This is a genomic window from Psychrobium sp. nBUS_13 (genome assembly GCF_051201665.1).
GTDB lineage: Bacteria > Pseudomonadota > Gammaproteobacteria > Enterobacterales > Psychrobiaceae > Psychrobium.
Genome location: NZ_CP179210.1, coordinates 1,737,378 through 1,764,363, shown reverse-complemented (window position 1 = coordinate 1,764,363; position 26,986 = coordinate 1,737,378). Strand labels below are relative to the sequence as shown.

Here is a 26,986-nt window from a genome sequence, read left to right as displayed (position 1 = left end):
TTGTGTCTGTTGAGTCAATTGACAATCAAGCATTAGCATTTGCGGCGTTAGCACAATGTGCCAAGCTAGCAAATGATGTGGCCCGTCAGGGCGTTATCGATAACGACCTATGGCAGGTTTGTGTTTCAAGCTTAGTGTGCACTAATCCGAATTCAGTGATGGATATATACGCGCCCGCCTCTGATCTTGCATCGGGGTTAGACACGTTAATAAAGCAACTGTCTGATTCTGGTGAAGGCCGTAGTATTGAAATAACAAAATATATCGCAGGTATTGTGTCGTTAAGTCGCAAATTAATGCGAAATGATAATGCCATGGCAGTGATGAGCCAGCGTATTGATCAGGTCAAACGTCAACTGCATCACTTCACTATAAACGATGACGCAGTGATTAGTAATTTTGCCAGTATTTACAGCGATATTGTTAGCCCGTTAGGGGCGAAGATAAATGTGACAGGCACACCGACACATTTACAACAATTACTGAATCAAAAGAAAATCAGAACATTATTATTAGCTGGCGTGCGCGCAGCGATTTTATGGCAACAAGTGGGTGGCAAACGCCGTCATTTGTTCTTTAGCCGTAAAGCCTACGTCAATTCGGCTAAACAACAATTAACCCAATTTTAAATAATCTTTATTGAGGAATTATTCATGGAACTTTCTGCCCTAACCGCAGTTTCTCCAGTAGATGGTCGTTACGCAAGTAAGACGAAAGAACTTCGCGCTATCTTTAGTGAATTTGGTTTAACCAAATACCGTGTCGAAGTAGAAGTTCGTTGGTTACAAAAGCTAGCGGTAACTCCAGCGATTACTGAAGTTCCAGCATTTAGTGATGAAGCAAATGCCTATTTAGATGCCATCGTTGCAAACTTTGACGAAACCCATGCTGCGCGTTGTAAAGAAATTGAACGCACAACCAATCATGATGTTAAAGCTGTTGAGTATTTTCTTAAAGAACAGGTAGCAAATCAACCTGAATTACACGCAGTGAATGAATTTATTCACTTTGCATGTACCTCAGAAGATATTAATAACTTGTCACATGCATTAATGCTTCGCGGCGGCATCAATGACGTTATTTTGCCATACACCGAGCAATTACTTAACGAAATTAAAGCACAAGCGATTGATTACAAAGATGCTCCACTATTATCTAGAACTCACGGTCAACCTGCTTCACCTTCAACAATGGGTAAAGAGTTCGCCAATGTTCATCAACGCTTAGCACGTCAAGTTGCACAAATTAAAGAAATTGAGTTATTAGGAAAAATTAATGGCGCGGTTGGTAACTACAACGCTCATCTAAGTGCTTACCCTGAAGTTGATTGGCACACATTCTCACAAGAGTTTGTGGCATCGCTTGGCCTAACGTGGAATGCGTTTACGACACAAATCGAGCCGCATGATTATATTGCAGAACTTTTTGATGCTGTTTGTCGTTTCAATACAATCTTACTTGATTTTGATCGCGACATTTGGGGTTACATTTGTTTGGGTCATTTCAAACAAAAAACGATTGCTGGTGAGATTGGCTCGTCGACTATGCCCCACAAAGTTAACCCGATTGATTTTGAAAACTCGGAAGGTAACCTAGGATTAGGTAACGCTATTATGGCTCACCTTGCACAGAAGCTTCCTGTTTCTCGCTGGCAACGTGACCTAACAGACTCAACTGTATTACGTAACCTAGGTGTTGGTTTGGCGCACAGTGTGATTGCCTATCAGTCGACACTAAAAGGCCTAAGTAAATTAGAACTTAACCGTACAGCGCTATTAGCTGACTTGGATGCAAACTGGGAAGTATTAGCCGAGCCAGTGCAAACGGTGATGCGTCGCTACGCCATAGAGCAGCCGTACGAAAAACTTAAAGAACTAACACGTGGTAAGCGTATCAATAGCGAAGATTTAAGCGTCTTCATCGATAAACTTGAACTTCCTGAGTCAGTTAAGACTCAGCTTAAGGCAATGACACCGGCAAATTACATTGGCCGCGCGATTGCCTTTGTAGACGATATCGCATAATCCGATATCGTACATGCTTTAATAAGGCAATGATGTTCTAATGAATATCATTGCCTTTTTTTATTTCATCAACCTAAAGAAACACTTATGTATAGCGTAAATTTAAACAACCTCACTCGTCAGCAATTTTTAGATGAATACTGGCAAAAAAAACCAGTATTAATTCGTGGCGCACTGAACGATTTTGACGATCCTATCACGCCAGATGAATTAGCCGGCCTTGCCATGGAACCATCAGCTGAATCACGCCTTGTTTCACAAACCGATGGCGAATGGAACGCTGAGCACGGCCCTTTTGAGAACTACGATCATCTTGGTGAAGAAAACTGGTCATTGCTTATTCAGGGGGTTGATCATTGGGATGAGAATGTTGATGCACTCCTTAAAGAGTTTAGATTCATGCCAAACTGGCGTATCGATGATGTGATGGTAAGTTTTGCGACACCAGGCGGTGGAGTTGGCCCTCATGTCGATAATTATGATGTGTTTATTATCCAAGGTAGCGGTAAACGCCATTGGCAAGTTGGTAGCAATGAGGCCTTAACTGAGGTCGTAGCTAATGAAGCGTTACTTCATGTCGAAGCCTTCGAACCAATTATCGATGCTCATTTAAATCCTGGAGATATGCTTTACATTCCACCCGGTTTTCCACATCAAGGCGTTGCGATTGAGCCGTCAATGAGTTTTTCGGTTGGCTATCGCACCATTGCAAAATCTCATTTATTCAGTGGATTCGCCGATTATCTTATTGATAATCAACTAGGTAAAGACATGGTTGTTGACCCGCGGCGTCAAGCAACAACAACACCAGGATTAGTTGTTCAAGACGATATCAGTAACCTGACCACAAGTTTGCAAGACATATTAAATGACGAACAACGCTTAACAGATTTCTACGGTAAACATTTATCTGCCGCTAAACATGAATTAGCCATTGAAGAAGATATCGAACCGTTTTCAGCCGATGAAATGTTGGATATTTTACAAGAGCAACCACTTAACCGTTTGGGGGGATTACGCTGTTTGTACTTTCCACAAGAATGGGCAAAAGGTTGGTTATATGTCGACGGTGAAAAATATGCTGTGTCGCCAACATTACATAACGCCATTGCATTATTAGCCGATGAAACTGCCCTTTCTCATACGCAGTTAGCGCCGTGGCTTGAACATGACGAATTTAAGATGCTAATGACACAATTTGTTAATCAAGGCTTCTGGTACTTTCTACCAACCGAATAAGCAGGTTAAGGGCTGATATCAACTTTTCTTTACACCTACAGAAAAGCTTTTTATTGGCCCGTAACTAGCCACCCAGAATAAGACAATGATATGTTGCCGTCACTCTAATAATAACAACCTGACGTGATGACAAATTTTTGTTATTTCGTTTACAGCATCTTAGGAGAACTAACGTGGCTGTTTTTAATTTACCTTCTTTTGATAACCACGAGCATGTTGCTTTCTTTAGCGACGAACAAAGCGGCCTAAAATCAATCGTCGCCATTCACGATACTACCTTAGGTCCAGCGGTTGGCGGTTGTCGCATGTGGAATTATGCTAGCGACGAAGAAGCTATTACCGATGTGTTAAGACTCTCACAAGGCATGACCTATAAAAATGCCGTTGCAGGTCTTGCAATGGGAGGTGGTAAGTCCGTCATTATTGGCGATGCCAATAATGATAAAACGCCAGAATTATTTCGCGAATTTGGTCGCTCTATTCATCGTTTAGGCGGAAGATATTACAGTGCTGAAGATGTTGGGATCACAACTCAAGATATTATGATTGCGCATCAAGAAACACCTTACATGGCGGGTCTAGAGGGAAAAAGTGGCGATCCATCACCATTTACAGCACTCGGCACCTATTTAGGTATTAAAGCCGCGGTGAAATACCAACTAAATAAAGATTCATTGAATGGTTTATCTGTGGCTATTCAGGGTCTTGGCCATGTAGGTTATCACCTTTGTCGCCACTTACATAACGCCGGCGCTAAATTGGTCGTAACAGATCTTAATCAGCATGCACTGGCCAAAGTGAAGCAAGAGTTTAATGCGACTATTGTGGGCCTTGATGAAATTTATCATCAAGATGTTGATATCTATGCCCCTTGCGCATTAGGCGCAACGATAAATGACCAAACGATTAATGTTATTAAAGCAAGTATTGTTGCAGGTTGCGCAAACAATCAGTTAGCAGAGATTCATCACGGTGAAATACTGCGTCAAAAAGGCATTTTATACGCCCCAGATTACGTCATTAACGCTGGTGGTATTATCAATGTGTCATTTGATGATAACTATGATGAAGCGAAATCAACGGCGAAGGTTGAACGTATCTACAATACCTTGCTAGACATCTTCCAAGAGGCAGACAGTAAATCGTGTCAAACAAGTATTATCGCCGATGCATTAGCACGCGACATTATCGCTAATAAGAAAGCACAACAACAATTACTTTAATAAGCCTTTTTTACTAATTGCTTATTGTTAAATAGCGTTTTCTTACCTATAGTTAAAGACATGGAAGTCTTTACATTGAGTATTATGGACAATAACCGATTAACATCCTTGAGCACTATCCCATCTTCGCAATTGGCGGCATTTAACTATGTCACGACACCAATGTGGATTTATGATGTTGAAGCATTTAAAATATGCTGGGCTAACGACCCCGCGCTAGCGCTTTGGAACAATAGCCAAGACAACCCCCTACTATCTCGCGATCTTTCCCAAGATATGTCGCAAGTCATTGAGCTGAGTATTAAGCAAATTGCGAAAGAAAGTCGTAAGAAGCCGCGTAAAAGTTGGTGGACGCTTTATCCGCAAAATATTGCCAAGCAGGTTTATATTCGATTTTCGAATATCAGTAATGATGAACAACAAAACTTATTATTGTGTGAAGCACTTCTTGAGCGTGATGAAATAGAACGTGATACCCACTTTGCGCTCGATAATACTATTCAATCATTATTCGACCGAGACGGACATTTATTAAGTGGCAACCTCCGATTTTCCGAATCTTATGCGACTCAAACTATCTCATTACCAGAACTTATAGAAATGGAAATGAGTGAGTTAAAACATAAGATGGGATCTAGCCATCAAGTGGAATTTGAACGCCAAACAATAAATCGCGGTGTGATGGCGTGGTATAAATTTCACATTAAAGAGTTAATGCCAGAGCAACATTATATTGTTAGCCAAGAAAATATTACCGAACGGAAATTAAAGGAACAGACCTACCGTCACCTTGCCTATCATGATCAATTGACCGGTTTACTTAACCGCTATGGATTTAATGATTATCTCATCGAGCAATGTCATAAAGCGCAACCATTCTATTTATTCTTAGTTGATTTAGATGCTTTTAAGCTTGTAAATAACAACCTAGGCCATAGTGCTGGTGACGAAGTTCTTGTGGAAATAGCACGGCGTTTTGTGATGCACTTACCCGACAGTTATCAAACTTGTCGTTTTGCTGGTGATGAATTTATTATTGTAGTACCACAGCAACAAGACAGCCAATCAGTTGATGCGATCAGCCGATTGATTTTAGACATTGTTGTTCAGCCCATTGAAAAAATAGACAGTATTCAAATCACCGCTAGCATTGGTGCAGCAAGCTATCCACTGGATGCAAAAGAGCCCAACGATCTCATTATGTATGCAGATACTGCAATGTATAAGGCTAAGGAACGTGGTTCGAAAAGTTACTGTAGCTTTGCTCAACAAATGAGTTTAGAAATTCAGCGCCGCTCTGCGATCCAACAAGGCCTGAAGCAGGCATTAAATTTCAGAGAGCTAGTGCCATTATTTCAGCCAATTGTTGATATGAAAAACAACACGCTTATTGGCATGGAAGCATTACTGAGTTGGGATAGTCCAACACTTGGTCGCGTTCCGCCACAAGAATTCGTGGAAGAGGCAGAGCGATCTGGCATGATGAACGAAATTGGACAATGGATTTTACGCAGTGCCTGCGAGCAATGCTTGTCATGGCAAAAACGTACTGGTCATCCACTCACATTATCGGTTAATGTTTCGGCAATTCAGCTCAACGATAACTTTATTAATACGCTAGATGACATTCTGACTAAAACGGGCTTTCCAGCGAAACAACTTACGCTTGAGCTCACCGAGTCAATATTCTTACTGAATATTAAACAAGTAATAAAGCGTCTTAAGGCAATAAGCAGTCGAGGTGTTGGCGTTTGTATTGATGATTTTGGGACCGGATATTCATCATTATCCTACATTCATAAATTGCCCATTGACGCCCTTAAAATTGATCGTTCATTTATTAATGATATTGATAATAGTGATGTGGTTATTGAAGCAACCATAGCTATGGCCAGTAAATTAGGCCTGAAAGTGGTCGCCGAAGGTATTGAGAGTCAACATCAACGAGAAATGATGCTGCGCTATCCAAACTTATTGGCGCAAGGCTTTTACTACTCACGACCAGTGAATGCACAAGAATTTGAAAAACTGAGTCTATTTACAAAATTATTTCCTAAAACTGGCGATAATATTGTGTCTATGCCGCGCTCTGGTTAAGACAAGTCACCCAAACAATATGGCTTATTAGCAACAGTAAGCCATAATTTGTTATCAATCTCACCTTGCTGAAAAAGCGCCAACTCAACTAGGTCATAAAACACTGCACGGTTGACTTGAGCGGTTAGTCCTCGCCATAACTTAACATAAAGCTTGTCATTGCTCAGCATCAATGGATACTCATCACCAACCTCAATACAGTCACCGATGTTTGTGACAAGTGTTAATCGTGTACCTTGATTTTCGTCCACCGTTAATTGGTAGTCCACCACTAAAAATGCGGCGTCTTCGACGCCAATCTCAATTTTTTCAATCGGTGTTTTTAAACAATGAACACCGTCTTCAACACACAGCACTTTACTAAAGAGTAAAATCAACTTATCACGAGTTATTTGAGTGCCATTATGCCACCACTCGCCATTGGCCTTAATGAGCAAATCCATCGCGCCACAGCTTTGTGGCGACCACTTTTCTAGAGGGTAAGCCAATCCTGACAGCTCACTGCTCGTTTCGACGCCAACGGCTTTTGTAAATTGAGATAAATCAAATCCACTCATCGCTTAATCCCTCCAATACCAATTCAGATCAGCTTAACGCATTGGCGATAACTTGCACTGGGTGTAACGGTTTGAAATCGTCAAATCGCTTTACCTGACTGCGACAAGAGTAGCCAGTTGCTAGCACCTGACTCGCTGACTGCTTTGCTAATTTTGGCTGCCAGCTCATTGCGTAAAGTGACTGAGAGTTTTCAACATTTTTCACTTCATGGCCATAGGTACCGGCCATACCACAGCAGCCAACTTCCTGAGAGGTTAGCTTTAAGCCAAGATGTTTAAATATTGTTATCCAGTCGGCGTGCGTTGAGGTAACCGCGGTCTTTTCACTACAATGAGCAAACAACTGATAATCTGTTTCATCAGCTTTGTTACTTATAATCTTAACTTCATTTAGCCGTGGAATGAGCCACTCCTGAAATAATTGAACGTTAAAGTCACCGCGTTGTTCGCCTAAAACAGCATGGTACTCATCGCGATAACAAAGCACTAATGAGGGATCTACGCCGACTAATGGACAACCTAGCTCGGATAACTGAGTAAAAAAGTCACTGGCGGTTTTTGCCATTTTAGCAAATTTGGCTAAGAAACCTTTAACGTGAGCAGGCTTTCCATTGGGTTTAAATGGCAGCAACATTGGCGAAAAACCCAAGCCAGCTATGGCAGCCATTAATCCTTCAACAACATCAGCATCATAAAAGCTAGTAAATGGATCTTGTACAACCAGGACTATCTTTTGGCGTTCGGCTGGGCTCATGCTAGACAACAATTGGCCATCAAACTCATCATAACGCTGCCCTACTCGCTGTGCTAATGTCGGTACGGATAACGCAGGAGAATCAATCATACCAATTGATTTTTTGAGCAATAACGACGAAATAGGATTGTTCATCAAGCCATTAGCAATACGCGGAAACTTTGCCATTAACTGACTCGTTGCCTCTACATTAGCAACAACATGGTCAACCATTGGACGCAAATAACGTTGATGATAAATATTAATAAAGCGACTTCTAAAACCAGGTACATCAACTTTAATTGGACACTGACTGGCACACGCTTTACATGCAAGACAACCTTTCATCGTGTCCATCACTTCATGAGAGAAGTCTTCGCTTGAATCACTAAACCACGAATTTTTAATCTTGCTAAATACAGAAGCGCTACAGTCTTGTTTTTCAAGGACCACAGGGTCGATTCCCTGTACACTTAACAAACGCAACCATTCTCGTACCATACTGGCTCGGCCTTTAGGAGAGTGGCGTCTGTCACGTGTAACCTTGCTCGATGGACACATCGGCGAGTCAACATCAAAATTAAAGCACTGACCATTACCATTACAGCTCATTGCTGGCATAAAGTCTTCACGCACTGCCACTGGAATTTGTCTATCAAAAGCGCCGCGCTTTACATCGCTAACGCGCACTAATTGATGGTCACCTTCTATCGGGGTGCATATCTTTCCTGGATTGAGTCTATTTTGTGGGTCGAAAATACCTTTGATAACCCGCAACTGCTCAAACAATGCTTGGCCGAAAAATTCAGGGCCATATTCACTGCGATACCCTTTACCGTGTTCTCCCCACATTAAACCGCCATATTTAGCGGTTAATGCCACCACTTGATCAGAAATTTCTACCAATCTGCGCTCTTGAACTTCGTCGCACATATCCATCGCAGGTCGCACATGAAGAACACCGGCATCAACATGACCGAACATGCCGTAGTGCAAATCATGAGAGTCCAACAACGCTCTAAATTCAACAATAAAATCAGCAAGTTGTTCGGGCGGAACCGCGGTATCCTCAGCAAATGCAATAGGTTTTTTAAATCCCTTAGTAGCCCCTAACAAACCCACTGATTTCTTACGCATGGCGTAAATTCGATTAATTTCACCTAGTTCATTACAGACTTGATAACCAAGTATACCGCCGCGTTCAAGTTTACTATCTTCTTCTAAACGCTGCTCTAATGTTTGTAAAAGCTGAGCCTGTTCCTGCGGATCATTGCTGGCGTACTCCACCATATTTAATCCATCAGTGACTTTATCTTCGCGTTGTGGGATAAGGTCGCTAACGGTATCCCAAACAATATCCTGTTTGGCTAAACCGAGTACTTTACTATCAACGGTTTCTACCGACGTCGCTTTCGCTTTTACTAAGTTGGGCGCATCACGCAGCGCCGAATCAAAACTATCGTAGATAATATTGACTAAGGTACGTAATTTAGGGATAGGCGTTAAATTAAGTTTTGCCTCACTGATAAAAGCTAATGAGCCTTCAGAGCCCGTTAAAATTCGAGTCAGATTAAATTCGCTCAAATCATCATTAAAAACATGTTCTAAATCATAACCAGTTAAAAAACGATTGAGACGTGGAAACTTCGCTAAAATAAGCTCGCGATTTTCAAAGCAAATATCTGCAACTTTCTTGGTAATCATTTGACCAGTTGAATCACCACCAGCGCGCGCTTCGTCTACGGATTGATTCACGGTTTCTAGCACATCACCATTAACTAAAACACTCGTGAGTTCCAACACGTGATCAGATGTTTTTCCATATACTAAAGAACCTTGTCCCGACGCATCAGTATTAATCATACCGCCCAGCGTAGCGCGATTAGACGTTGAGAGATCAGGCGAGAAAAAGTAACCGTAAGGCTTAAGAAATTTGTTTAATTGATCTTTGACTACACCGGTTTGTACGCGCACCCAGCCTTCTTGCTCGTTAATTTCCAGAATGTTGTTCATATGACGTGACATATCAACAATAATGCCGTCATTTAACGATTGGCCGTTTGTGCCAGTACCACCGCCACGAGGGCTAAATGTTAGCGATAAAAATTCCGGTGTATTGGCAAGCGTCAATGCGATATGAAGGTCACTAGTTCCTTGTGGAAATATGACGCCCTGAGGCAAATTTTGATACACACTATTGTCGGTAGAAACCGCTAATCTGGCACCATATCCATACTCTACATCACCTTTAAACCCATGTTGAGGTAGTGCTTTTAAATAAGAAAGATAAGACTTAGAAACAAGTTGTTCAACATTTAGTTGCGGTAACATAGAAACATTCATTTTTGGCTGCAGACAATGACAGGCAATATACCATGAAGTCACTTGATTTTCAGTGCTCTTGGCGCAAATTAATCATGAATTTTTTGGCGTAAATTAGTGGTGATATTGGCGTTATCAAATTTTTAGGTCATAATACCGACAACTTAGGAGAGTTTAGATGTTACGATTAATTTTAGCGTTATTAATTCCTTGGCTACAATTTTTTACCATTGGTAAGCCATTGTCAGGAATCATTTGTTTAATTTTACAAATTACCTTAATTGGTTGGCCAATCGCCGCTATCTGGTCAGTGTATGCATTAAGCCAATACAACACTGACAAGAAAATCAAGCAAGCGATGCGTGATTAAGACGCGTGATATCGATAGTGATAAACTTTCAGTCCTTTATCACTATCGGTTTCTTTGAACACTGAGGGATTGTCTACCACACCGATAAAATCACACGCTGGCGCGTGTTCATTCATCATCGCCGAAATAAAATCACTACCGAGATCTGGTGAATTCAAACAAACTAACAAATCCGCTTTATCATTAGCTAACTGAGCAATTCGCTTAACCAACTTATGATAGTCCTGCTGCGCAACAAAACTGCCTAGTTGGTTAGTCGGAGGATCAAAAATAATCGCGTCATAACCGCCATAACGCTTTAGTTTTCCCCATGATTTGAAGATGTCATGGCGAAAGAATTTTACTTTTTCAGTTGGGATATCATTAAGTTTATGATTCACTTTTCCAAGCTTTAACGCGCCGTGACTCATATCAATATTAATCACTTGATTAGCACCGCCAGCAAAAGCTGCCAACGAAAATGAACAGGTATAACTAAATAGATTCAGAACATTGCGACCATGAGCGATATCTTTTAACCACGAACGCCCTGCACTCATGTCTAAAAATAAGCCATTATTTTGACCATCCAATAACTTAACTTGGTAGGTAGCACCCGACTCAGTAACATGATGTGGCACAGGTAATTCACCACGAATAACTTCCACAGGCGCGCCATGAATATAACGTCGCTGGATTAATAATGGGCCGTCAAATGTTGGGTAAGCCTGACCGATGGCGTCAATAACGCTTTGCTGAAAGTCCGCGTCATGTTCAGCAAATAAAGTAATGAAAACGGCTGGTGCAAACCAATCAATAGTAAGCTGTTCAAAACCAGCAAAGTATTTACCCCGTCCGTGAAATAAACGACAAGCATCGTTCCCTAATGGCTGCTGTGATAATTGGTCAACTAATAATTGCATGATATGGCTAAGTGTCTAAAATGGGCGCTGATTATAACGAGCTAACACTGTTTGGTTAAGTGTTATTTTGCCCTAAGTTTGGTGACAACTTCGCCACCTATTCCCCAGTTATCGGTATTAACCTCGTCAATAACCACCACGGTGGTTGCTGGATTTTTCCCTAACACATCCACGAGCAAATCAGTTGCTCCTTTGATTAATGCCGCTTTTTGCTCTGCAGTCACGGCTTCGTCTGTAATTTTAATATTCACATATGGCATAGCATCTCTCCCGATAATTTTTTAATTGTTTGTAGGGTCTGTTGAACTTTTGAGTTCATAATTTATACACTCATGGATAACCAAATCATACTGCATCCTAAGGCGACTGTGCTTTCATAATTTACTTACAGCTTGTCATATCTTGTCGCAATACCTCGATATTGTTTTAGGCGAGCAAAAACACTGTCAACTAAGTGACGGTATTTGTATAAACACCAGTCTATATCAGTATTCCCAACCTTTGAATTTTGTTTTCTCGGGATAACGGGTAATGATAATTTATCGCTAATTTGTTCTCTAATAGTTTCACTGTCATATCCTTTATCAGCAATAATGTACCCACCACTTGGTAGTAAATCGATAAGGTTTATCGCTTCTTTACTATCATCAACCTCACCACCTGTTAGGGTAAATTCAATGGGCAATCCATAACTATCAACCGCCATGTGAATTTTTGTTGTATTTCCAGCCACACTTTTACCAATGGATTGAGTGTTGTCGGTGGCCGCACCAGCGCAATGCGGGTGTGCTTTTACAATGGTGCCATCAATAAATACCCAGTCGAGATCGGGGTCATTTTTCAATGCCCTAAATACCTTTCTTAGACCAGAGATTAAATCGCCGATAAATAGCGCTCCAATCACCGAAGTAATCAGGTATATCACGCCATGGGCAGCCTGTTCGCATCCTATAAAGAATTCCCTCAAACGCTTTTCTGTGGTCACATTTTTGATAAACACGACCTGTCAAAATCATAAGATTAGATAGCTTTTTCCACTGTTCATTTGATGGCATTGTTCGCGGCATAGTTTCTTTGGTGTTTTTGTTTTTGGAGAAATTATTATACCAAGTTACTATGCTGTTCAAAAACTAGGCTTAAAAGATCAACACGCCCTATCATTACAACTGGTCTAACCTGTGTCAATATATCGAATAATTACAAATAACAACCAAACAAACGTAACTACTATTGCGAATCGTTATCATTTGCGTATAATTCTCACCCTAACTTACTATATGACTCCAGGATACAACGATGCGCGCATCTAAAATCATGTTACTTTCAGCATTAATTGCTAGCTCTAGTGCTGCTTTAGCACACACGCCCTATCTACAACCAACATCTTTTGACGTTAATCGCTCAGGCAAAGTAAGTTTTGATGCGTCATTCGCTGAAAAATTTTTTGTACCTGAGGTTGCATTCAACAACAGTATTTTCACTATTACGGGCCCATCTGGCAAGCAAGTCACACCAGACTTTCTATCCGTTTTGTCGGTTAGAACTATCGCTGAACACACGTTAAAGGACTCAGGCACCTATCGTGTAAGCACGGGTGATCGTTTAGGTAAGATTTTTAAAATCTATAAGAAAGACGGTGAGCGCCATTCTGCAAAAGATCCAAAAGCGCCCCTACCGAAAGGTGCAAAGCTATTATCTTTTTTCCAATCCAATACTAAAGCAGAAACCTACGTCACTAAAGGAAAGCCAAGTAAACAAGCGCTTAACGCGACAAACAACGGCTTAGAGTTAGTGATGAATACTCATCCAAATGAATTATTTGTCGGCGATGAAATTTCAATGAACGTTCAATACGACGGTAAAGCCATCGATGATTTAACCGTTGACGTCATGCTAGCAAAAGATCAATTTAGCACCGACAAGGCGGCCTATCAAATCACCAGCGATCATGGAAAGTTAAGCCTTAATGTCGACCAACCAGGTACGTATCTTTTGAGAGCTCGCCACAGAACAAAAGCACCTGAAGGATCAGTAGCACCCGTTATTAGTAACACCTACACCCTTACGCTAGAAATTATTGATTAATTCCATAGGAAACATCATGAAAAAAATACAATTACTTGCACTAAGTGCTTTATTTACAAGCTTGTTTACACAAGCGGCGTCTCATCACAAGTTAGTGTTCATCAATCAATATGACACAAATCAGGATTGGTCATTATCGTTAATAGAGTTTAATAAAGCACGTGAATCACGATTTAACGTCACCGATGAAAATAATGATGGCTTTGTTGATGAAAGCGAATACGTTTTTGAATACAAAAACCGCATGGACAATCAGTTAACAAAAGATCGTCAAGGGCAAATTAAGCAGACCATTATTCGTTTTAATGCCTTAGACAAAAATGAAAACGCTCGCATCGATTTAATTGAATATCAAGGTTCAGGAGAGCGCACTTTCACTTACTTTGACACCAATAACGATGGCGTGATAAGTGAAGGCGATCCAGCACCAAAGCGCCGTGCGAAAAAAACAACCAAGACACTGACGGCTCTCGAGCAACAAGAAGCACAAATCAAAAAGCTCCCTCGTGCCAAGCGCGTCTTAAATATGCCAACAACGCATTCATTTAAAGGGTTACTCACTAAGTATGACGCTAACGATGATAAAACAATAACACCGGAAGAAATTGCTATTGTTCGTCAGGCAATCTGGGATCTTGCAGACGAAAACAACGATGGCTCGATTTCAGAACAAGAATACCTTTACGAGTTTGAAGATCGCATGGACATACAAATTGCCAAAACGCGTAAATCAGCAGTGAAACAGACCTACGTTCGATTTGGCATCTTAGATAAAGATAAAAACGGAAAAATGACACTAGCTGAATATCAAGCATCCGGTCATCGCAGCTTTAATCGCTTTGATACAGACAACGATAAGCTGGTCACGCTAGGTGAAGCGATGCCAAAATCCTATGCTAAAAAAAAGGATAAGAAGAAAGTAAAAAAACAAGATGTAGCCAGCAACACGAGCTATTAGGTGACAAAGCTTGTAACAAGCGAGTTACAAGCTTTTAGGAGTTCAAGATTGCGATGAGGACGATCGCAATCCAATATCTCATCATTGATAGTAAGGATAAAGCTGTCAATATTACGAGCAACGTTATGTTTTATCGAGTATTTATTTTATTAGGTGCCTTATTTCTAAGTCACCAAACCTTTGCAACTAAAACCAGTGCCCAGGCGAATGGCGTGTTAGGAACATCCTTTGATATTACGCTGTATGGCATTGACCAAACACAATCTCACGCAACGATTAGCTCACTACTTAGCCATATAAACGATTTAGAAGACACGTTATCTACATGGCGTAAAGATAGTGAACTTAGTCAGCTTAATCGACTTAAGCAACTCAATGGTATGTCAGAGCATTTAGTGCAAGTACTTAATCTTTGTCATCAATGGGAAATTCAAAGCAAACAGCATTTCAGTTGCCGAATGGGTAAAATCCACAAACAGTGGCAACAGGCAGTCGCTAAACAGGTTCTACCCAATCGAATTGCAATGCGACGATTGGCGCGCGATATCATCAAGACACCGACGATCGACTTTAATACACAGCAAACAGCCACCATACAGTCGCATGTTGTGTATGACGTATCCGCACTTGCTAAGGGTTATATTCTTGACGATGCAATCAAATTCATTCGAACGCACTCTCCAAAGGTAACAGGGATCAAACTCAACATTGGCGGTGACATTGTTTTTTGGGGTGAAAAGCAACCAAATACACAATGGAATACAGCAATTAGTCAACACAATGTTATGAATGACAACGGACAAGCAACCACTATTTCAATCAGCCAAGGCGCTATTGCGCATAGTGGTATTGGGGAGCGCGACTTTAAGATAAATCGACGTCAATTTAGTCATATTCTCGCGCCTAAAGAAGGATGGCCGATTGATACTCCTCACAGTGTCAGTGTCTACGCAATGAACGCAACAACGGCAGATGCAACAGCAACTATGCTAAGTAATATGGACATTGCAAGCGCCATAGATTGGGTTAATGAACAACAAGATCTAGAAGCGCTATTTCAAACCGCTGATGGACAAAAATATTGGTCTAACAATTGGCAAGCCTTAGTCAAAACGGAATCAAATCGGCCGCTCACTCGATTGACGGTTGATTATCAAATACCATCGTTTAGTGATACTGATTATGAACGTCCCTATTTGGCAATTTGGCTAACCGATGAAAATAATCAGCTTGTTCGCCAATTATTATTACTTGGCAGCTCTAATCGTTGGGCGCAAGAAAACAAGCGTTGGTGGCGTAATGTCGGTCGTAAAAATGACAGCATGCTCGACGCACTTGCCAAACCAACACGTCGCCCAGGCCATTACAACGTGCAATGGGACGGTTTCGATCTGCATCATAGTATTGTTGAACAAGAGCAATTGATAGTTCATGTAGAAGCATCTCGTGAACATGGCGGCCACGATTACAAGCGAATAAAAATCGATTTAACAACCAATTCGCCGATAGTCCTTAACGGCTCCGGCGAGATTGGAAAAACGGTTATCACCATTAACTAGGGTCTGTTCTCCATGTCGTTAACGCAATTGAGAACAGATGCGCCCTGCCTCAAAGCATGGCCCGCTGATTAACTTTTGGAATCACTCAATAAAGAAACGAAATACGAATCATTCGTGCTATATTTAACATTAAGGGTATTATACTATGTTCAAAACTACACCTACGCTACTCGCGGCTGCCGTCAGTTTATTGATTGCTCAACCTGCATTCGCCAACAATGAATTACAAAAAACCACCGTTAAAGATGATAAGTCAAAAACCGTGTCAACCAAGAAGAAAACGATTACAAGCGCAGATATCGATAGAGAAATGCAAGGTGACATTTATGATGCGGCGCGCTATATGGCGGGTGTAGATGTTGCAAATACGGGAAACCGCTTTGGTGCAAATGGTTTTAATATTCGCGGTATGGAAGGTGACGCCGTCGCCATCACTGTCGATGGTTTATCGCAAGGTGAAAGCTTAAACCCACCAAGCTTTAGTCGTTATGGTATGTTTAGTTCCACACGTAATGGTGTTGATCCTGAAAGTATGAAAACGGTTACTATCGTAAAAGGAGCGAATTCTGTTACGGCAGGAAGTGGTGCTTTAGGCGGCGCAGTAATGTACGTAACTAAAGATGCTAAAGACTTTTTATCAAATGACGCTGACGCGTTCAATGGCAATGTAAAACTTGGCTTTGATGGTCGCAGTGATGAACAACTCGTCAGCGTTAGTCTAGCAAAACGATTTGGTGATTTTGAAGCGCTAGCAATTTTAACATCCCGCGAAGGCAATGAAACAAAAGCACACTCTGATGGCCTAGATACATTAGGTAATGCACGTGGTATTTCTGATCCCCTTGATAAGTCACAAACGAACGTATTATTGAAATTAAACTATCGATTAAACCAAGCGATGAACATTGGTTTGGTCTTTGAAGATTATGATAAAAACAGCCAAGGACAGTCGCTATCACGTGAGTCAACAACCTACAGCGGTTTTCGATTTGATGATGACTCAACGCGCGAGCGACTCGGTGTTACGTTTAATTGGCAGGCCAATAACGCTGCATTTGATGAACTGGACGTTAAATTAAATAGCCAAAAAGTATTCACCAGCGGCGTTACTTCATTCGATTACACGAGCCGTGGCGCCACCTATTTACGTGTTGAAGATCGTAATTACCAACAAGACATGACGAACATTAGCGCCGATTTCTCAAAAGTCATTGCCAATGGCAGCACCACGCACAATGTCGTTTACGGGTTAGCTCGAATCACATCTGACGTAAAAAACAGCTTACAAGACATACGTTACAATGATGTCTCTAAAGACAGTGGTTTACGCGACGGTTATCCTATTATTGACCCTTCTTGGATCCCTAAAACTAAATCAACCACGACGACATTGTACCTGCAGGATTCTATTAGTCTGTCAAACCAGCTCAGCCTTAGTGCTGGCGCTCGATGGGATAAAACGAGTTACGATCCAAAAGTTGATGACACCTTTACTGATCCAACCGGCAATGCTGTTGCCAGTGCCGATTTTAGTGCGCTGACCTCACAGTTAGGCGCAACGTATGAGTTTGATGAACATCATAGTATTACATCAAGCATTAGCAGCGGATTTAAAGCACCGACAACACAGCAACTTTATCTTAATGCTAATGGCACCGGCGAATTTAGCGACGTTGTTCGTCAAGTTGATCCAACCACTGGCAGCGTTAGCTATCAACCATCAGGCAGAACAGAAATAGATTTAGAGTCAATTACTAACCAAAACCTTGAGTCAGAAAAAGGTCTGAACTTAGAATTTACTTATCAATATAGCAGCGAAAAATTCGATATTGCGGTGACGGCGTTTAATTCAAGTTATGACAACTTAATTATCAACGAAATTCAAAGCAATACATTCGCGACCCCACTTACAACAGCAAGCTTTAAATGGTTTATTCCAACGTGTAATGCCCCAGTGCGCACCGATGCTTGTTATACGGTAAGTTCTGTAACGGGTGATGAATGGAAAAAACCAGTCAATGCAGGTGAAGCGACCGTTACGGGTTTTGAAATTGAAGGACAATGGCATATCAGCCAAGAGCTCGAACGTACGCTTTAGTTACTCCCATGCAACTGGCGAATATGACAATGGTGACAACAAAGGCGATAAACTTGATGCAATTTCACCTGACACCGCCGTTATTGGCTTAGACTACCTATCGCAACACAGAAAATGGGGCCTGAGTGCTGTCGCTCGTTTCATCGATAAAAAAGACCGCGATGAAAGCTACCCAGCCACTTTCTACTCTGACAGTGCAACAGTGGTTGATCTCACCGCCTTCTATAACATTACCGATAATCTAACGGTTCGCGGCGGTATCTACAATGCGTTTGATGAAAACTACAGCTTATGGAATTCAGTGCGCCACGTTCGCGCTGGTAGCGGCGGTTTCTTTGGCGGTGTAGATCTCGATGAAGACACTGGAATTAGCCAAGGTATTGCACGTTATTCTCAGCCAGGTCGTGAAGTGGTTGTTAACTTAAACTACCGATTCTAATTCACAGCACGACATACTTAATTGATCCTGCTGATATTAAAAAGGGACTGACGATTAATCGTCAGTCCCTTTGATCACATCGACTTTAAATCCCTTATTGCAAAAGAAACCAATGGACGAATGCGTGTTCGTCTAATGGCTCTTTCTCAGGTAAAAGAAGCCACTAACAACGCACAAACTGCAAGAAACTTAAACATTAGTCGTCGTATCGTTAATGACTGGGTAAAAAAATTTTATGAGCATGGGCTTGTTAGTTTAAAAGAGAAAGTTCGCCCTGGTCGACCTTGTAGCTTAAATCAACAACAGCTTACTCAGCTAAGCCAATACATTCGCAATAGCAGTATTAAAAAGAATGGCGGAAGACTTAAAGCGCAAACGCTTGTCACTTATATTGCTCAACAATTCAAAGTCGAGTAGACAGTTTTTAATATCTATAGGTTATTACACCAACTTGGCTTTTCATGGATCACTAGCCGTTCTAGGCACCCAAAGCAATCAGATGAAGTACAAGAGACTTTTAAAAAAATTCGAAATGGAAACGATCCTCACGATCCCGTGGAATGTGAGCCTTATACCAATTTGATTAAGTTTGTGATCTTGTTTTGCGAAGGAAAAACAAATGAAGGCAAGGCGCTTGATTGAGCAATAGCCAGGTATTAGGATTGAGAGCGCCTTGTTTTAGCTGATCTTCTCTACGCACAACAAGATCACTTACTTAATGCAATTGGTATCATTTAACGGATAAGTTCGATAATCTATCCATCATAAAGTTGCCTCCCTACTCACCAGAGTTGAATCCAATAGAGCAAGTTTGGCAATGGCTACGCCAAAATGAACTCGCCAATAGATGTTTCAAGGGCTATGACGATATTGTTGATGAATGTAGTAGAGCTTGGAATAGCTTTATATCTGATGCCTCTAGAGTGTTCAAATTATGCTCTAGAGACTGGATCAAGGTGGGAACTTAATTAATGCAATTGGTATAAACTTTAACTTTAACTTTAAAAAGCAAAATGCCCGTTAAGTCTTTCGACTCAACGGGCATTTCTATAATAAGTGGCGGAGAGATAGGGATTTGAACCCTAGAACGGGATAAACCGTTGCCGGTTTTCAAGACCGGTGCATTCGACCACTCTGCCATCTCTCCGCAGCTGGTGAAGCGCATATTAGTGAGCTTTAGCCAGCTTGTAAAGTCTAAATTTAAAATAAAGTGTCGACTGTCTAACAAATACTCATTGTGAACAATTAATTAGCGACGTTTAACGTCGTAAACGCCATCAACATTATTTAACTTACTCAATAGCCGAGTAAGAACTTCTTGATCAGCCACTTCAACAGTTAAACCAATCTGCGCCGTTTGAGTTGCTTCTACCGTTTTAGTATTCATGCCCAACATATTGACCTTATCATTGGCAATAATGGCGGTAATATCTCGTACTAATCCCGTTCTATCGTTGGCAAACACCATTAACTCAAGGGCATAACCACTGCTTGAATCATTTCCCCAATGAACTTCAACATTACGTTCAGGGTGACGAGACAGCAGTTCCTTTAGCTGTTCACAATCTTTTCGGTGAATTGACACACCTTTACCTTGCGAAATAAAGCCATCAATTTCATCACCGGGAATCGGCTGGCAACACTTCGCCATGTGAGTTAATAAATTACCAACCCCTTCTACAACCACCTCACTTTTCTTTTTATTCGATGATAATGCCTGTGTTTTGACATTAGCAACAGGTTCAACCACCCCTTTCTTAAAGTGAAGCTGTAAGAAATTAACTAAAGAATTAATACGCACATCACCACAGCCAACAGCAACGATGAGATCGTCTAACGTATTGAAGTTGTATTTACGCACCGCGACTTGAGCATCAGATAACTTAAGATCTAAACGCGCTAACTCTTCTTCTAAAATTTCACGACCTGCAAAGGCATTTTTGTCGCGATCCTGTTGTTTGAAGAAATGCTGAATTTTAGACCGAGAACGCGATGAAAACACATAGCCCAAACGTGAATTTAACCAATCGCGTTTAGGATTAGGTTCTTTAGCCGTTAGTACTTCGACTTGTTGGCCAGTTTCTAATTTAGTAGTAAAGGGAACAATGCGTCCATTCACCTTAGCCCCAATACAGCGATGCCCAACTTGAGAATGGATATAATAGGCGAAATCTAACGGTGTACACCCATTTGGCATATCAACAACATCGCCATTGGGGGTATAAACATAAATACGATCATCAAAGACTTGCTCTCGAATATCGTCTGCTAAACTGCCGCTGTCTTTAACATCATCTTGCCAAGCAAGAATTTTACGTAGCCATTCAATCTTTCCTTCAAAGCTACTGTCTTTAGTACCACCAATACCCTCTTTATAACGCCAATGTGCAGCAACACCCATCTCGGCGTCTTGATGCATTTGTTCAGTTCGGATCTGTACTTCAATCGTACGCCCTTGCGGCCCTAACACAATAGAATGTATAGACTGATAACCATTGGGTTTAGGGTTTGCAACGTAATCTGAAAACTCACTCGGCACATGGTGCCAAAGGGAATGTAAAATCCCTAATGCGGCATAACAATCTTGCAGTTTATCCACGACAACACGAATGGCTCGTACATCAAAGAGTTTGTCAAAAGACAAACTTTTTTGATCCATCTTTTTCCAGATTGAATAAATATGTTTTGGGCGACCGTAGACTTTGGTGTTTACACCTTCTTTGTCGAGGCCATCACCTAATTTGCCAACAAAGTCATCAATATAGCTTTCACGCTCTAAGCGCTTTTCGTCAAGCAACTTGGCAATTTTTTTGTAGGTCGTTGGATGCAAGTAACGAAATGAGATATCTTCTAATTCCCACTTCAACTGACCTATGCCTAAACGATTAGCAAGAGGGGCATAAATATCAGTAATCTCGCGGGCAGCAAGTACACGAGTCTCTTCATCTTCGTTTTTAATTTCACGTAAGTAAGCGACACGTTCGGCGAGTTTGATCACCACCGCACGTACATCAGCTACCATCGCCATGAGCATGCGTCTTAAATTATCAACTTGATTCGTTGACAACTGACGACCTTGACCATGCAGTGTTTTAATGGCCGCCATTTCAGACACATTATTGAGTAAGGTAACGACTTTGGACGATGTTAATTCAGCAATTTTCTCATCATCGAGTAAATCAAGTTCACACCAAGGATAGACCAATGCCGCTTTAAGCGTGTCGAGATCCATATGCATATTTTGCAGGATCTCAGCCATCTCACGAGCCTTAATAATTAAGGCTGGATTATCTTGCTCAAGCGCCAACGTATCCATCGTTTTATATAGCGCTTTGAAGTGTTTTACTTGCTGTTTTTCAAGGCCAAATTTAGTCACCCACAGTTCTAAATCAAACTCACCTGCGAGGTGCCCCTCTCTTACCGCCACCATAACAAACCCTTGTTCTACTTAATGGTAAAAATAGGCTAATGATGCTAACAAGGTATTACCCATTCGCCAAGTAAAACTGCTCGCTTAGCGCAATAAACCTTTTTTCACGCGTTTAGGCTTAGCCGTTGATTTTACGAATAATGCCATTGATTCTACGTGCGTTGTTTGAGGGAACATATCCATTGCACAAATCTTCGACAATTCATAACCTTGTTTAATAATTTCATTGGCGTCACGTTCAAGCGAAGCGGCATCACAAGATACGTAAACAATTTTGCTTGGCTGCAATTGACTGAGCTGACGACAAATATCTAGCGCACCATCGCGAGCAGGATCAAGGAGAATTTTATCAACCTTTTTACGCAATTTATTACTAAACCATTGTTGGTCAATAAGCGGTTGCGATAAGTTACAATGATAAAAAGATGCATTGTCTATCCCGGCGTTGCGAGCATTTTCAGTCGCCTGCTCTGCCATTGCCTTAACACCTTCAACACCAATGACTAATTGTGCATAGCTGGCCAGTGATAGGCTAAAGTTGCCGACACCACAAAACAAATCGAGTACTTTATCAGTAGGTTTTACGTCGAGCCATTGCGCTGCAATCGCTACCATCTTCTCATTCACAGCACTATTAACTTGAATAAAGTTACCGGGCGTAAATCCAATGTCGAGCTTTGCAAGCGGGTAAGTTAAGGTCGGTAGTTGAGCATCAGGCAAAGGATGAATTGCACCGCTATTACTTTCCAGTAACACCGTCAATGCTCGCTGCTGCGCAAATAACCTCAATGCTTCAATATCACTGGTGCTCAAGCGTTTTGTTATTCTAAACAACGCAATGTCATGAGATGGCGTCGCAATAACCTCAACATGGCCAATCTCTTCACGACCGTCTAACGCATCAATAAGCGCAGATAGTGGAGAAAAGATATCGTTAAACGGCTTAGTTAGTACATCACAACGGGAAATATTGACAATATCACTACTTCCCTGCTGCCTAAAACCAACGCGCAGTGTTTTATTCTTTTCAACATTCACACTCAAGCGAGCACGGCGGCGATAATGCCAAGGTTTTGACGCCACTGCTTGTTGCCAATGCGTTTCCTGACTAATCTTTGCAAAGCGTTGTTTAAGCCCTTGCTCTTTAAAATGCAGTTGATTGTCACTTGATAGATGCTGAGTTTGGCAACCGCCACATTCACTAAAATGGGCACAAATAGGCGAGATTCTTTCTTTACTGGCTTGCTGAATATCAATGAGGTTGGCACGCGCATATTTTTTTTGTTCATCAATAATTTGAATTGATACCTCTTCGCCCGGCAAAGCGCCTGGCACAAAGACCACTTTGTTATCAATATGGGTGACACCCGTCAGTGATTGATCAATAGATTCAATCGCAACTTGTTGTTGTCTTCCCATTTTTTTTATTTTTTTTGCTGCGTTATAAAAATTTGCCATGTCTATCACTTATAAAAATATTGTTATTACATTAATTAAATCGCGGTGTTATGATAAATTCTTAACTAAATATCAAAGCAAAGCACTGACAGGCCTCTTCTTTTCATGAAACAAACTGCCAATTATAGCCTTAGAACTTGGGTGTTTACGGTCACCCTAGCACCAACGATCTTGGTAAGTTTAATGTTAGGCGGCTTTTATACCCTTAGTCTTTTTAGCGAATTAGAAACAACGCTAGAAGAACAAGGCAAAAATATTATGACACCGTTAGTCATTGCAGCCGAGCAAAGCCTAAAAGAAAATAATCGCGAGTCACTTAAAACCCTTGTCGACAGAATGCATCGTTCCCATTCGCCGCTTATTAACTCAATTGCAATTTATAACGAAAATAATCAACTTTTTGTCACCAGTAATTACCACCGAATGATCGGAGAATTTAGCGACTTTAATGCGCGAAAAATGCCTAACACGCTCACCATCGAAAATAGCGGCGAGCATATTATCATTACTAGCCCGATCTCAATAGAAATAACGCAAACAACAAATGATTTAGGCCAAGAACGGGTGATCGGTCACCTTATGATGCAACTCAACAATCACGAAACGCTCATTCAACAACACCGCGTAGCCCTCACCACCTTTATCATTATATTGTTAGGTGTGCAGCTTAATTTGTTCTTTACCTTCAGGCTCATTAACAATGTTACTCGCCCTATTGGTGACATGGTAAGAGCGGTTGCAAAAATTCGAGAGGGCAAGTTAGATACGCGATTGCAAGGAAACCTAATCGGTGAACTTGAAATTTTAAAGCGGGGTATCAATGCAATTGCCGGCTCACTCAAAGAATATCACGAGAAAATGCAACACAACATCGACACCGCAACCAGTGAACTGCGGGAAACGATGGAACAAATTGAAATCAAGAACGTCGAGCTCGATATTGCAAACCGAAAAGCCCAAGAAGGCAGTCGAATAAAATCTGAATTCCTCGCCAACATGTCCCATGAACTGAGAACGCCCTTAAATGGTGTTATCGGTTTAACGCAGCAGTTATTGAAAACACAGCTGATGCCCAATCAAATTGATTATCTGCAAACTATTGAAAAATCCGCGCAAGGGCTATTCAATATTATCAAAGATATTCTTGATTTCTCAAAGCTTGAGGCAGGCAAATTACATCTTGATGCCATGCCATTTAGTTTGCGCGATACCATTGCTGATGTCACCGATATATTGGCAACATCAGCCCACGAAAAAAATCTTGATTTGCTTGTGAATATCTCACCATCCACCATAGATAATGTGATTGGTGATAATCAACGATTCCAGCAAATTTTAACTAACTTAATTGGCAACGCAATTAAGTTTACTAAAAAGGGACATGTTAGCCTCAATATCTATTCAAAGCAGATGGCCAATCATCAACACAAATTATTTTTTGACGTCATTGATACGGGTATTGGCATTCAACGTGAGCATTTACCTCGCCTATTTAATGCATTCGCGCAAGCCGATTCAAGCATTAGCCGTAAATATGGCGGTAGTGGTTTAGGGTTGATTATCACTAAGCGATTAATTGAAGAGATGGGCGGAAACATTACTTGTGCCAGTGAGCCCGGTATTGGTTCTCAGTTTTCTAGCAATATTTTAATTGAAGAAAGCAATGCTAATCCAGCGTTTCATATTAATGCGCGTCTGCATAAAAATATTCAAGTCTTTTGTGAATCAATTCAACACGCCAGTATTCTTAATCAGCAGATTAATCACTGGCAAGCAAACATCGATAACTTTACCCAGTTTGAAGAATGGATGCATGCAAGTAGTCTAGAAGACTATGATTGCGCGATTATTCACTATGCTGGTCCTTACGATAATCTGATTACCCTCGAAGATCTCATTAGTGGTGCCAACCATGTTGACAACATTATTGTGCTCATTGATACCAATGATCTCACCGTGCATCAAAATATTATCGCGTTAGGCGTTAATTATTGTCATATAAATCCAATCAGCTACCGTAGACTATTTAACAGCATTGAAAAGATACAGGCCTATAGCACGCGCGTCGTCCAAAAACCTGAACCAGAAGCAGTGAAATATCCGAAAAAACGTGCCTTGTTAGTTGATGACAATGAAGCGAATTTAAAGCTCATTAGTACAATGTTAAAAGACAAGGTCGGGTCTTTGGTATTAGCAACCAATGGCGAAGAAGCTGTTGAAGCATGTTGTGTGCAAAAGTTTGATATCATTTTTATGGATATCCAAATGCCAGTGCTCGATGGCGTGCAAGCAACCGCTATCATTCGTAAACACGGTATTAACCAATTAGTGCCTATTGTGGCCACGACTGCTCATGCCCTAGAAGAAGAAAAACAAGTGTGGCTCAATAAAGGCATGGATGATTTTCTAACAAAACCACTGCTTGAAGAAAGTGTAAATAATATTCTTGAGCATTGGTTAGATTCCAATCATGTTAAGGAAAATATTGCCCTCGCCTTACAAACTGACGCTAGCGATTCCCTACTTGAAGGCGATAACCCTCACGTATCGTGGCAAGCATCACTTGATCAAGCCATGGGTAAAAAAACACTTGCGGTCGAAATGCTACAAATGCTCATCGATAGCATCCCACCAACTATTTCTGCCATTGAATCAGCTGTGAGCAACCAAAATAGCAAAGAATTATTACGTGTTATTCATAAATTGCACGGCGCTTGCTGTTATACTGGCGTTCCGCAGCTCAAAGAATTGGCGCACTCCATTGAAACAGCGTTAAAACAACAATCTGCGCTTGTGGATATTGAGCCTGAAATACTAGAGATTCTCGACGAATTACAATTGGTCGCCACTGTTGGCACTACGTTATTAAATAAAGAAAGCGATACCATTAATGAGTAATAAACCAGGGTTCTTTACCCGAATTAAAAACCTAAGCTTTGAACAGCAACTTACATTTGCCAACGTGTTAAGCGAACGCATGTTACCCAACTACCAACTATTTAGCGATAGTGTGCAATTTGGTAACCCACAAGTGTTAAAAACCATTGTTGATCTCATTTGGCAAAAGCTTGCGAAGCAATCCGTTAAGCTTAACCTTGAAGTTCAACAAAATAAGCTTTTAGAGAACACGCCTGAGTTAGCGGACTACGATAATTTTGGTGTAATTGCTGCTATTGATTGTTCTATGGCATTAAACACCATATTAGTCGCGTTAGAGCAAAAGATGGATGAAGATTTAATTAACATTAGTAAACTATCAAGTTCCACCGTTGCAAGCTATATTAGCGCCATAGAAGGTGATATTAGCGACGAAGCGACCTTTGAGCATGAAATGATGGTTGAAGAAAAGACACTGCAAGATTATCTGCTGACTCAAATCGAAGAAGAGCCAAAGTTATCGCCTGCTTTCCTTAAAGAATTACGCACAGAATTTAAAGGCTTTGGCATAAGTAACATCGGTATCGAAAGTTAATAAGTCTTCCCTTTTCGCGT

The 26,986-nt window shown here is 41.1% G+C and carries 21 protein-coding genes, 1 tRNA gene and 2 pseudogenes; 16 read left to right on the top strand and 8 right to left on the bottom strand.

What is annotated here, in order from left to right; translation table 11 throughout:
• The first annotated feature begins 2 nt into the window (after window positions 1-2).
• The 5 genes from hflD to ACMAZF_RS08055 all read left to right on the top strand — a co-directional run bounded on the left by hflD (window position 3) and on the right by ACMAZF_RS08055 (window position 6,583).
• Window positions 3-629, top strand: a complete 627-nt coding sequence (gene hflD, locus ACMAZF_RS08075) for a high frequency lysogenization protein HflD (RefSeq protein WP_435276869.1) — start codon at window positions 3-5, stop codon at window positions 627-629.
• A 24-nt stretch (window positions 630-653) separates the two neighbouring features.
• Window positions 654-2,024, top strand: coding sequence for an adenylosuccinate lyase (purB, locus tag ACMAZF_RS08070; RefSeq protein WP_435276868.1), 1,371 nt, complete (start codon window positions 654-656; stop codon window positions 2,022-2,024).
• An 87-nt stretch (window positions 2,025-2,111) separates the two neighbouring features.
• Window positions 2,112-3,263 (top strand): JmjC domain-containing protein, encoded by a 1,152-nt coding sequence (locus ACMAZF_RS08065; RefSeq protein ID WP_435276867.1) that lies wholly within the window; start codon window positions 2,112-2,114, stop codon window positions 3,261-3,263.
• A 173-nt stretch (window positions 3,264-3,436) separates the two neighbouring features.
• Window positions 3,437-4,486 carry a Leu/Phe/Val dehydrogenase gene (locus ACMAZF_RS08060; RefSeq protein WP_435276866.1) on the top strand — a complete coding sequence of 350 codons (1,050 nt, stop codon included), beginning with the start codon at window positions 3,437-3,439 and terminating at the stop codon, window positions 4,484-4,486.
• Window positions 4,487-4,546: 60 nt separating this feature from the next.
• Window positions 4,547-6,583, top strand: coding sequence for a putative bifunctional diguanylate cyclase/phosphodiesterase (locus ACMAZF_RS08055; protein WP_435276865.1), 2,037 nt, complete (start codon window positions 4,547-4,549; stop codon window positions 6,581-6,583).
• Here the strand turns inward: ACMAZF_RS08055 and ACMAZF_RS08050 are convergent.
• Window positions 6,580-7,140 carry a DUF1285 domain-containing protein gene (locus ACMAZF_RS08050; RefSeq protein WP_435276864.1) on the bottom strand — a complete coding sequence of 187 codons (561 nt, stop codon included), beginning with the start codon at window positions 7,138-7,140 and terminating at the stop codon, window positions 6,580-6,582. The two genes, ACMAZF_RS08055 and ACMAZF_RS08050, sit on opposite strands and share 4 nt — an antisense overlap.
• Before the next feature lie 28 nt (window positions 7,141-7,168).
• Window positions 7,169-10,216 (bottom strand): D-2-hydroxyglutarate dehydrogenase YdiJ, encoded by a 3,048-nt coding sequence (gene ydiJ, locus ACMAZF_RS08045; RefSeq protein WP_435276863.1) that lies wholly within the window; start codon window positions 10,214-10,216, stop codon window positions 7,169-7,171.
• A gap of 157 nt (window positions 10,217-10,373) precedes the next feature.
• On the opposite strand from ydiJ, the gene ACMAZF_RS08040 reads away from it, so the two are divergent.
• The gene (locus ACMAZF_RS08040; RefSeq protein WP_435276862.1) at window positions 10,374-10,565 is read left to right on the top strand and encodes a YqaE/Pmp3 family membrane protein; all 192 of its coding nucleotides are present in this window, start codon (window positions 10,374-10,376) and stop codon (window positions 10,563-10,565) included.
• Here the strand turns inward: ACMAZF_RS08040 and ACMAZF_RS08035 are convergent.
• The 3 genes and pseudogenes from ACMAZF_RS08035 to ACMAZF_RS08025 all read right to left on the bottom strand — a co-directional run.
• Window positions 10,562-11,467, bottom strand: a complete 906-nt coding sequence (locus ACMAZF_RS08035; protein ID WP_435276861.1) for a class I SAM-dependent methyltransferase — start codon at window positions 11,465-11,467, stop codon at window positions 10,562-10,564. The two genes, ACMAZF_RS08040 and ACMAZF_RS08035, sit on opposite strands and share 4 nt — an antisense overlap.
• A 62-nt stretch (window positions 11,468-11,529) precedes the next feature.
• On the bottom strand, window positions 11,530-11,727 hold the full coding sequence (locus ACMAZF_RS08030; protein WP_435276860.1) for a 2-hydroxymuconate tautomerase family protein: 198 nt from the start codon (window positions 11,725-11,727) through the stop codon (window positions 11,530-11,532).
• A 128-nt stretch (window positions 11,728-11,855) separates the two neighbouring features.
• Window positions 11,856-12,534: pseudogene (locus tag ACMAZF_RS08025) on the bottom strand (IS5 family transposase); the annotation flags it as partial.
• A gap of 229 nt (window positions 12,535-12,763) precedes the next feature.
• Between ACMAZF_RS08025 and ACMAZF_RS08020 the strand changes: the two are divergent.
• From ACMAZF_RS08020 to ACMAZF_RS07985, 8 genes and pseudogenes are all read left to right on the top strand, one after another.
• The gene (locus tag ACMAZF_RS08020; RefSeq protein ID WP_435276859.1) at window positions 12,764-13,552 is read left to right on the top strand and encodes a DUF4198 domain-containing protein; all 789 of its coding nucleotides are present in this window, start codon (window positions 12,764-12,766) and stop codon (window positions 13,550-13,552) included.
• 16 nt (window positions 13,553-13,568) lie between these two features.
• Window positions 13,569-14,510 carry a hypothetical protein gene (locus ACMAZF_RS08015; RefSeq protein ID WP_435276858.1) on the top strand — a complete coding sequence of 314 codons (942 nt, stop codon included), beginning with the start codon at window positions 13,569-13,571 and terminating at the stop codon, window positions 14,508-14,510.
• A gap of 53 nt (window positions 14,511-14,563) precedes the next feature.
• Window positions 14,564-16,069, top strand: coding sequence for a DUF2271 domain-containing protein (locus tag ACMAZF_RS08010; protein WP_435276857.1), 1,506 nt, complete (start codon window positions 14,564-14,566; stop codon window positions 16,067-16,069).
• Between the two features lie 145 nt (window positions 16,070-16,214).
• Window positions 16,215-18,167, top strand: a complete 1,953-nt coding sequence (locus ACMAZF_RS08005) for a TonB-dependent receptor domain-containing protein (RefSeq protein ID WP_435276856.1) — start codon at window positions 16,215-16,217, stop codon at window positions 18,165-18,167.
• Window positions 18,121-18,606, top strand: coding sequence for a TonB-dependent receptor domain-containing protein (locus ACMAZF_RS08000; RefSeq protein WP_435276855.1), 486 nt, complete (start codon window positions 18,121-18,123; stop codon window positions 18,604-18,606). Before ACMAZF_RS08005 ends, ACMAZF_RS08000 begins: the two co-directional genes overlap by 47 nt.
• A gap of 120 nt (window positions 18,607-18,726) precedes the next feature.
• Window positions 18,727-19,023 (top strand): helix-turn-helix domain-containing protein, encoded by a 297-nt coding sequence (locus ACMAZF_RS07995; RefSeq protein WP_435276854.1) that lies wholly within the window; start codon window positions 18,727-18,729, stop codon window positions 19,021-19,023.
• A 12-nt stretch (window positions 19,024-19,035) separates the two neighbouring features.
• Complete coding sequence (locus tag ACMAZF_RS07990; protein ID WP_435277206.1) at window positions 19,036-19,248, top strand: helix-turn-helix domain-containing protein; 213 nt, start codon at window positions 19,036-19,038, stop codon at window positions 19,246-19,248.
• Window positions 19,249-19,340: 92 nt separating this feature from the next.
• Window positions 19,341-19,574, top strand: a pseudogene (locus tag ACMAZF_RS07985) (transposase); the annotation flags it as partial.
• Window positions 19,575-19,663: 89 nt separating this feature from the next.
• Here ACMAZF_RS07985 and ACMAZF_RS07980 read toward each other — a convergent pair.
• The 3 genes from ACMAZF_RS07980 to rlmD form a co-directional block, all read right to left on the bottom strand.
• Window positions 19,664-19,753 (bottom strand) — tRNA-Ser (locus ACMAZF_RS07980).
• A gap of 102 nt (window positions 19,754-19,855) precedes the next feature.
• The gene (relA, locus tag ACMAZF_RS07975; protein ID WP_435276853.1) at window positions 19,856-22,036 is read right to left on the bottom strand and encodes a GTP diphosphokinase; all 2,181 of its coding nucleotides are present in this window, start codon (window positions 22,034-22,036) and stop codon (window positions 19,856-19,858) included.
• Window positions 22,037-22,120: 84 nt separating this feature from the next.
• A complete protein-coding gene (gene rlmD, locus ACMAZF_RS07970) occupies window positions 22,121-23,494 on the bottom strand; it encodes a 23S rRNA (uracil(1939)-C(5))-methyltransferase RlmD (RefSeq protein WP_435276852.1) in 1,374 nt (457 codons plus the stop codon).
• Window positions 23,495-23,599: 105 nt separating this feature from the next.
• Between rlmD and barA the strand changes: the two genes are divergently transcribed.
• The gene (gene barA, locus ACMAZF_RS07965) at window positions 23,600-26,392 is read left to right on the top strand and encodes a two-component sensor histidine kinase BarA (RefSeq protein ID WP_435276851.1); all 2,793 of its coding nucleotides are present in this window, start codon (window positions 23,600-23,602) and stop codon (window positions 26,390-26,392) included.
• On the top strand, window positions 26,385-26,966 hold the full coding sequence (locus ACMAZF_RS07960) for a YjaG family protein (protein ID WP_435276850.1): 582 nt from the start codon (window positions 26,385-26,387) through the stop codon (window positions 26,964-26,966). Before barA ends, ACMAZF_RS07960 begins: the two co-directional genes overlap by 8 nt.
• Window positions 26,967-26,986 lie beyond the last annotated feature (20 nt).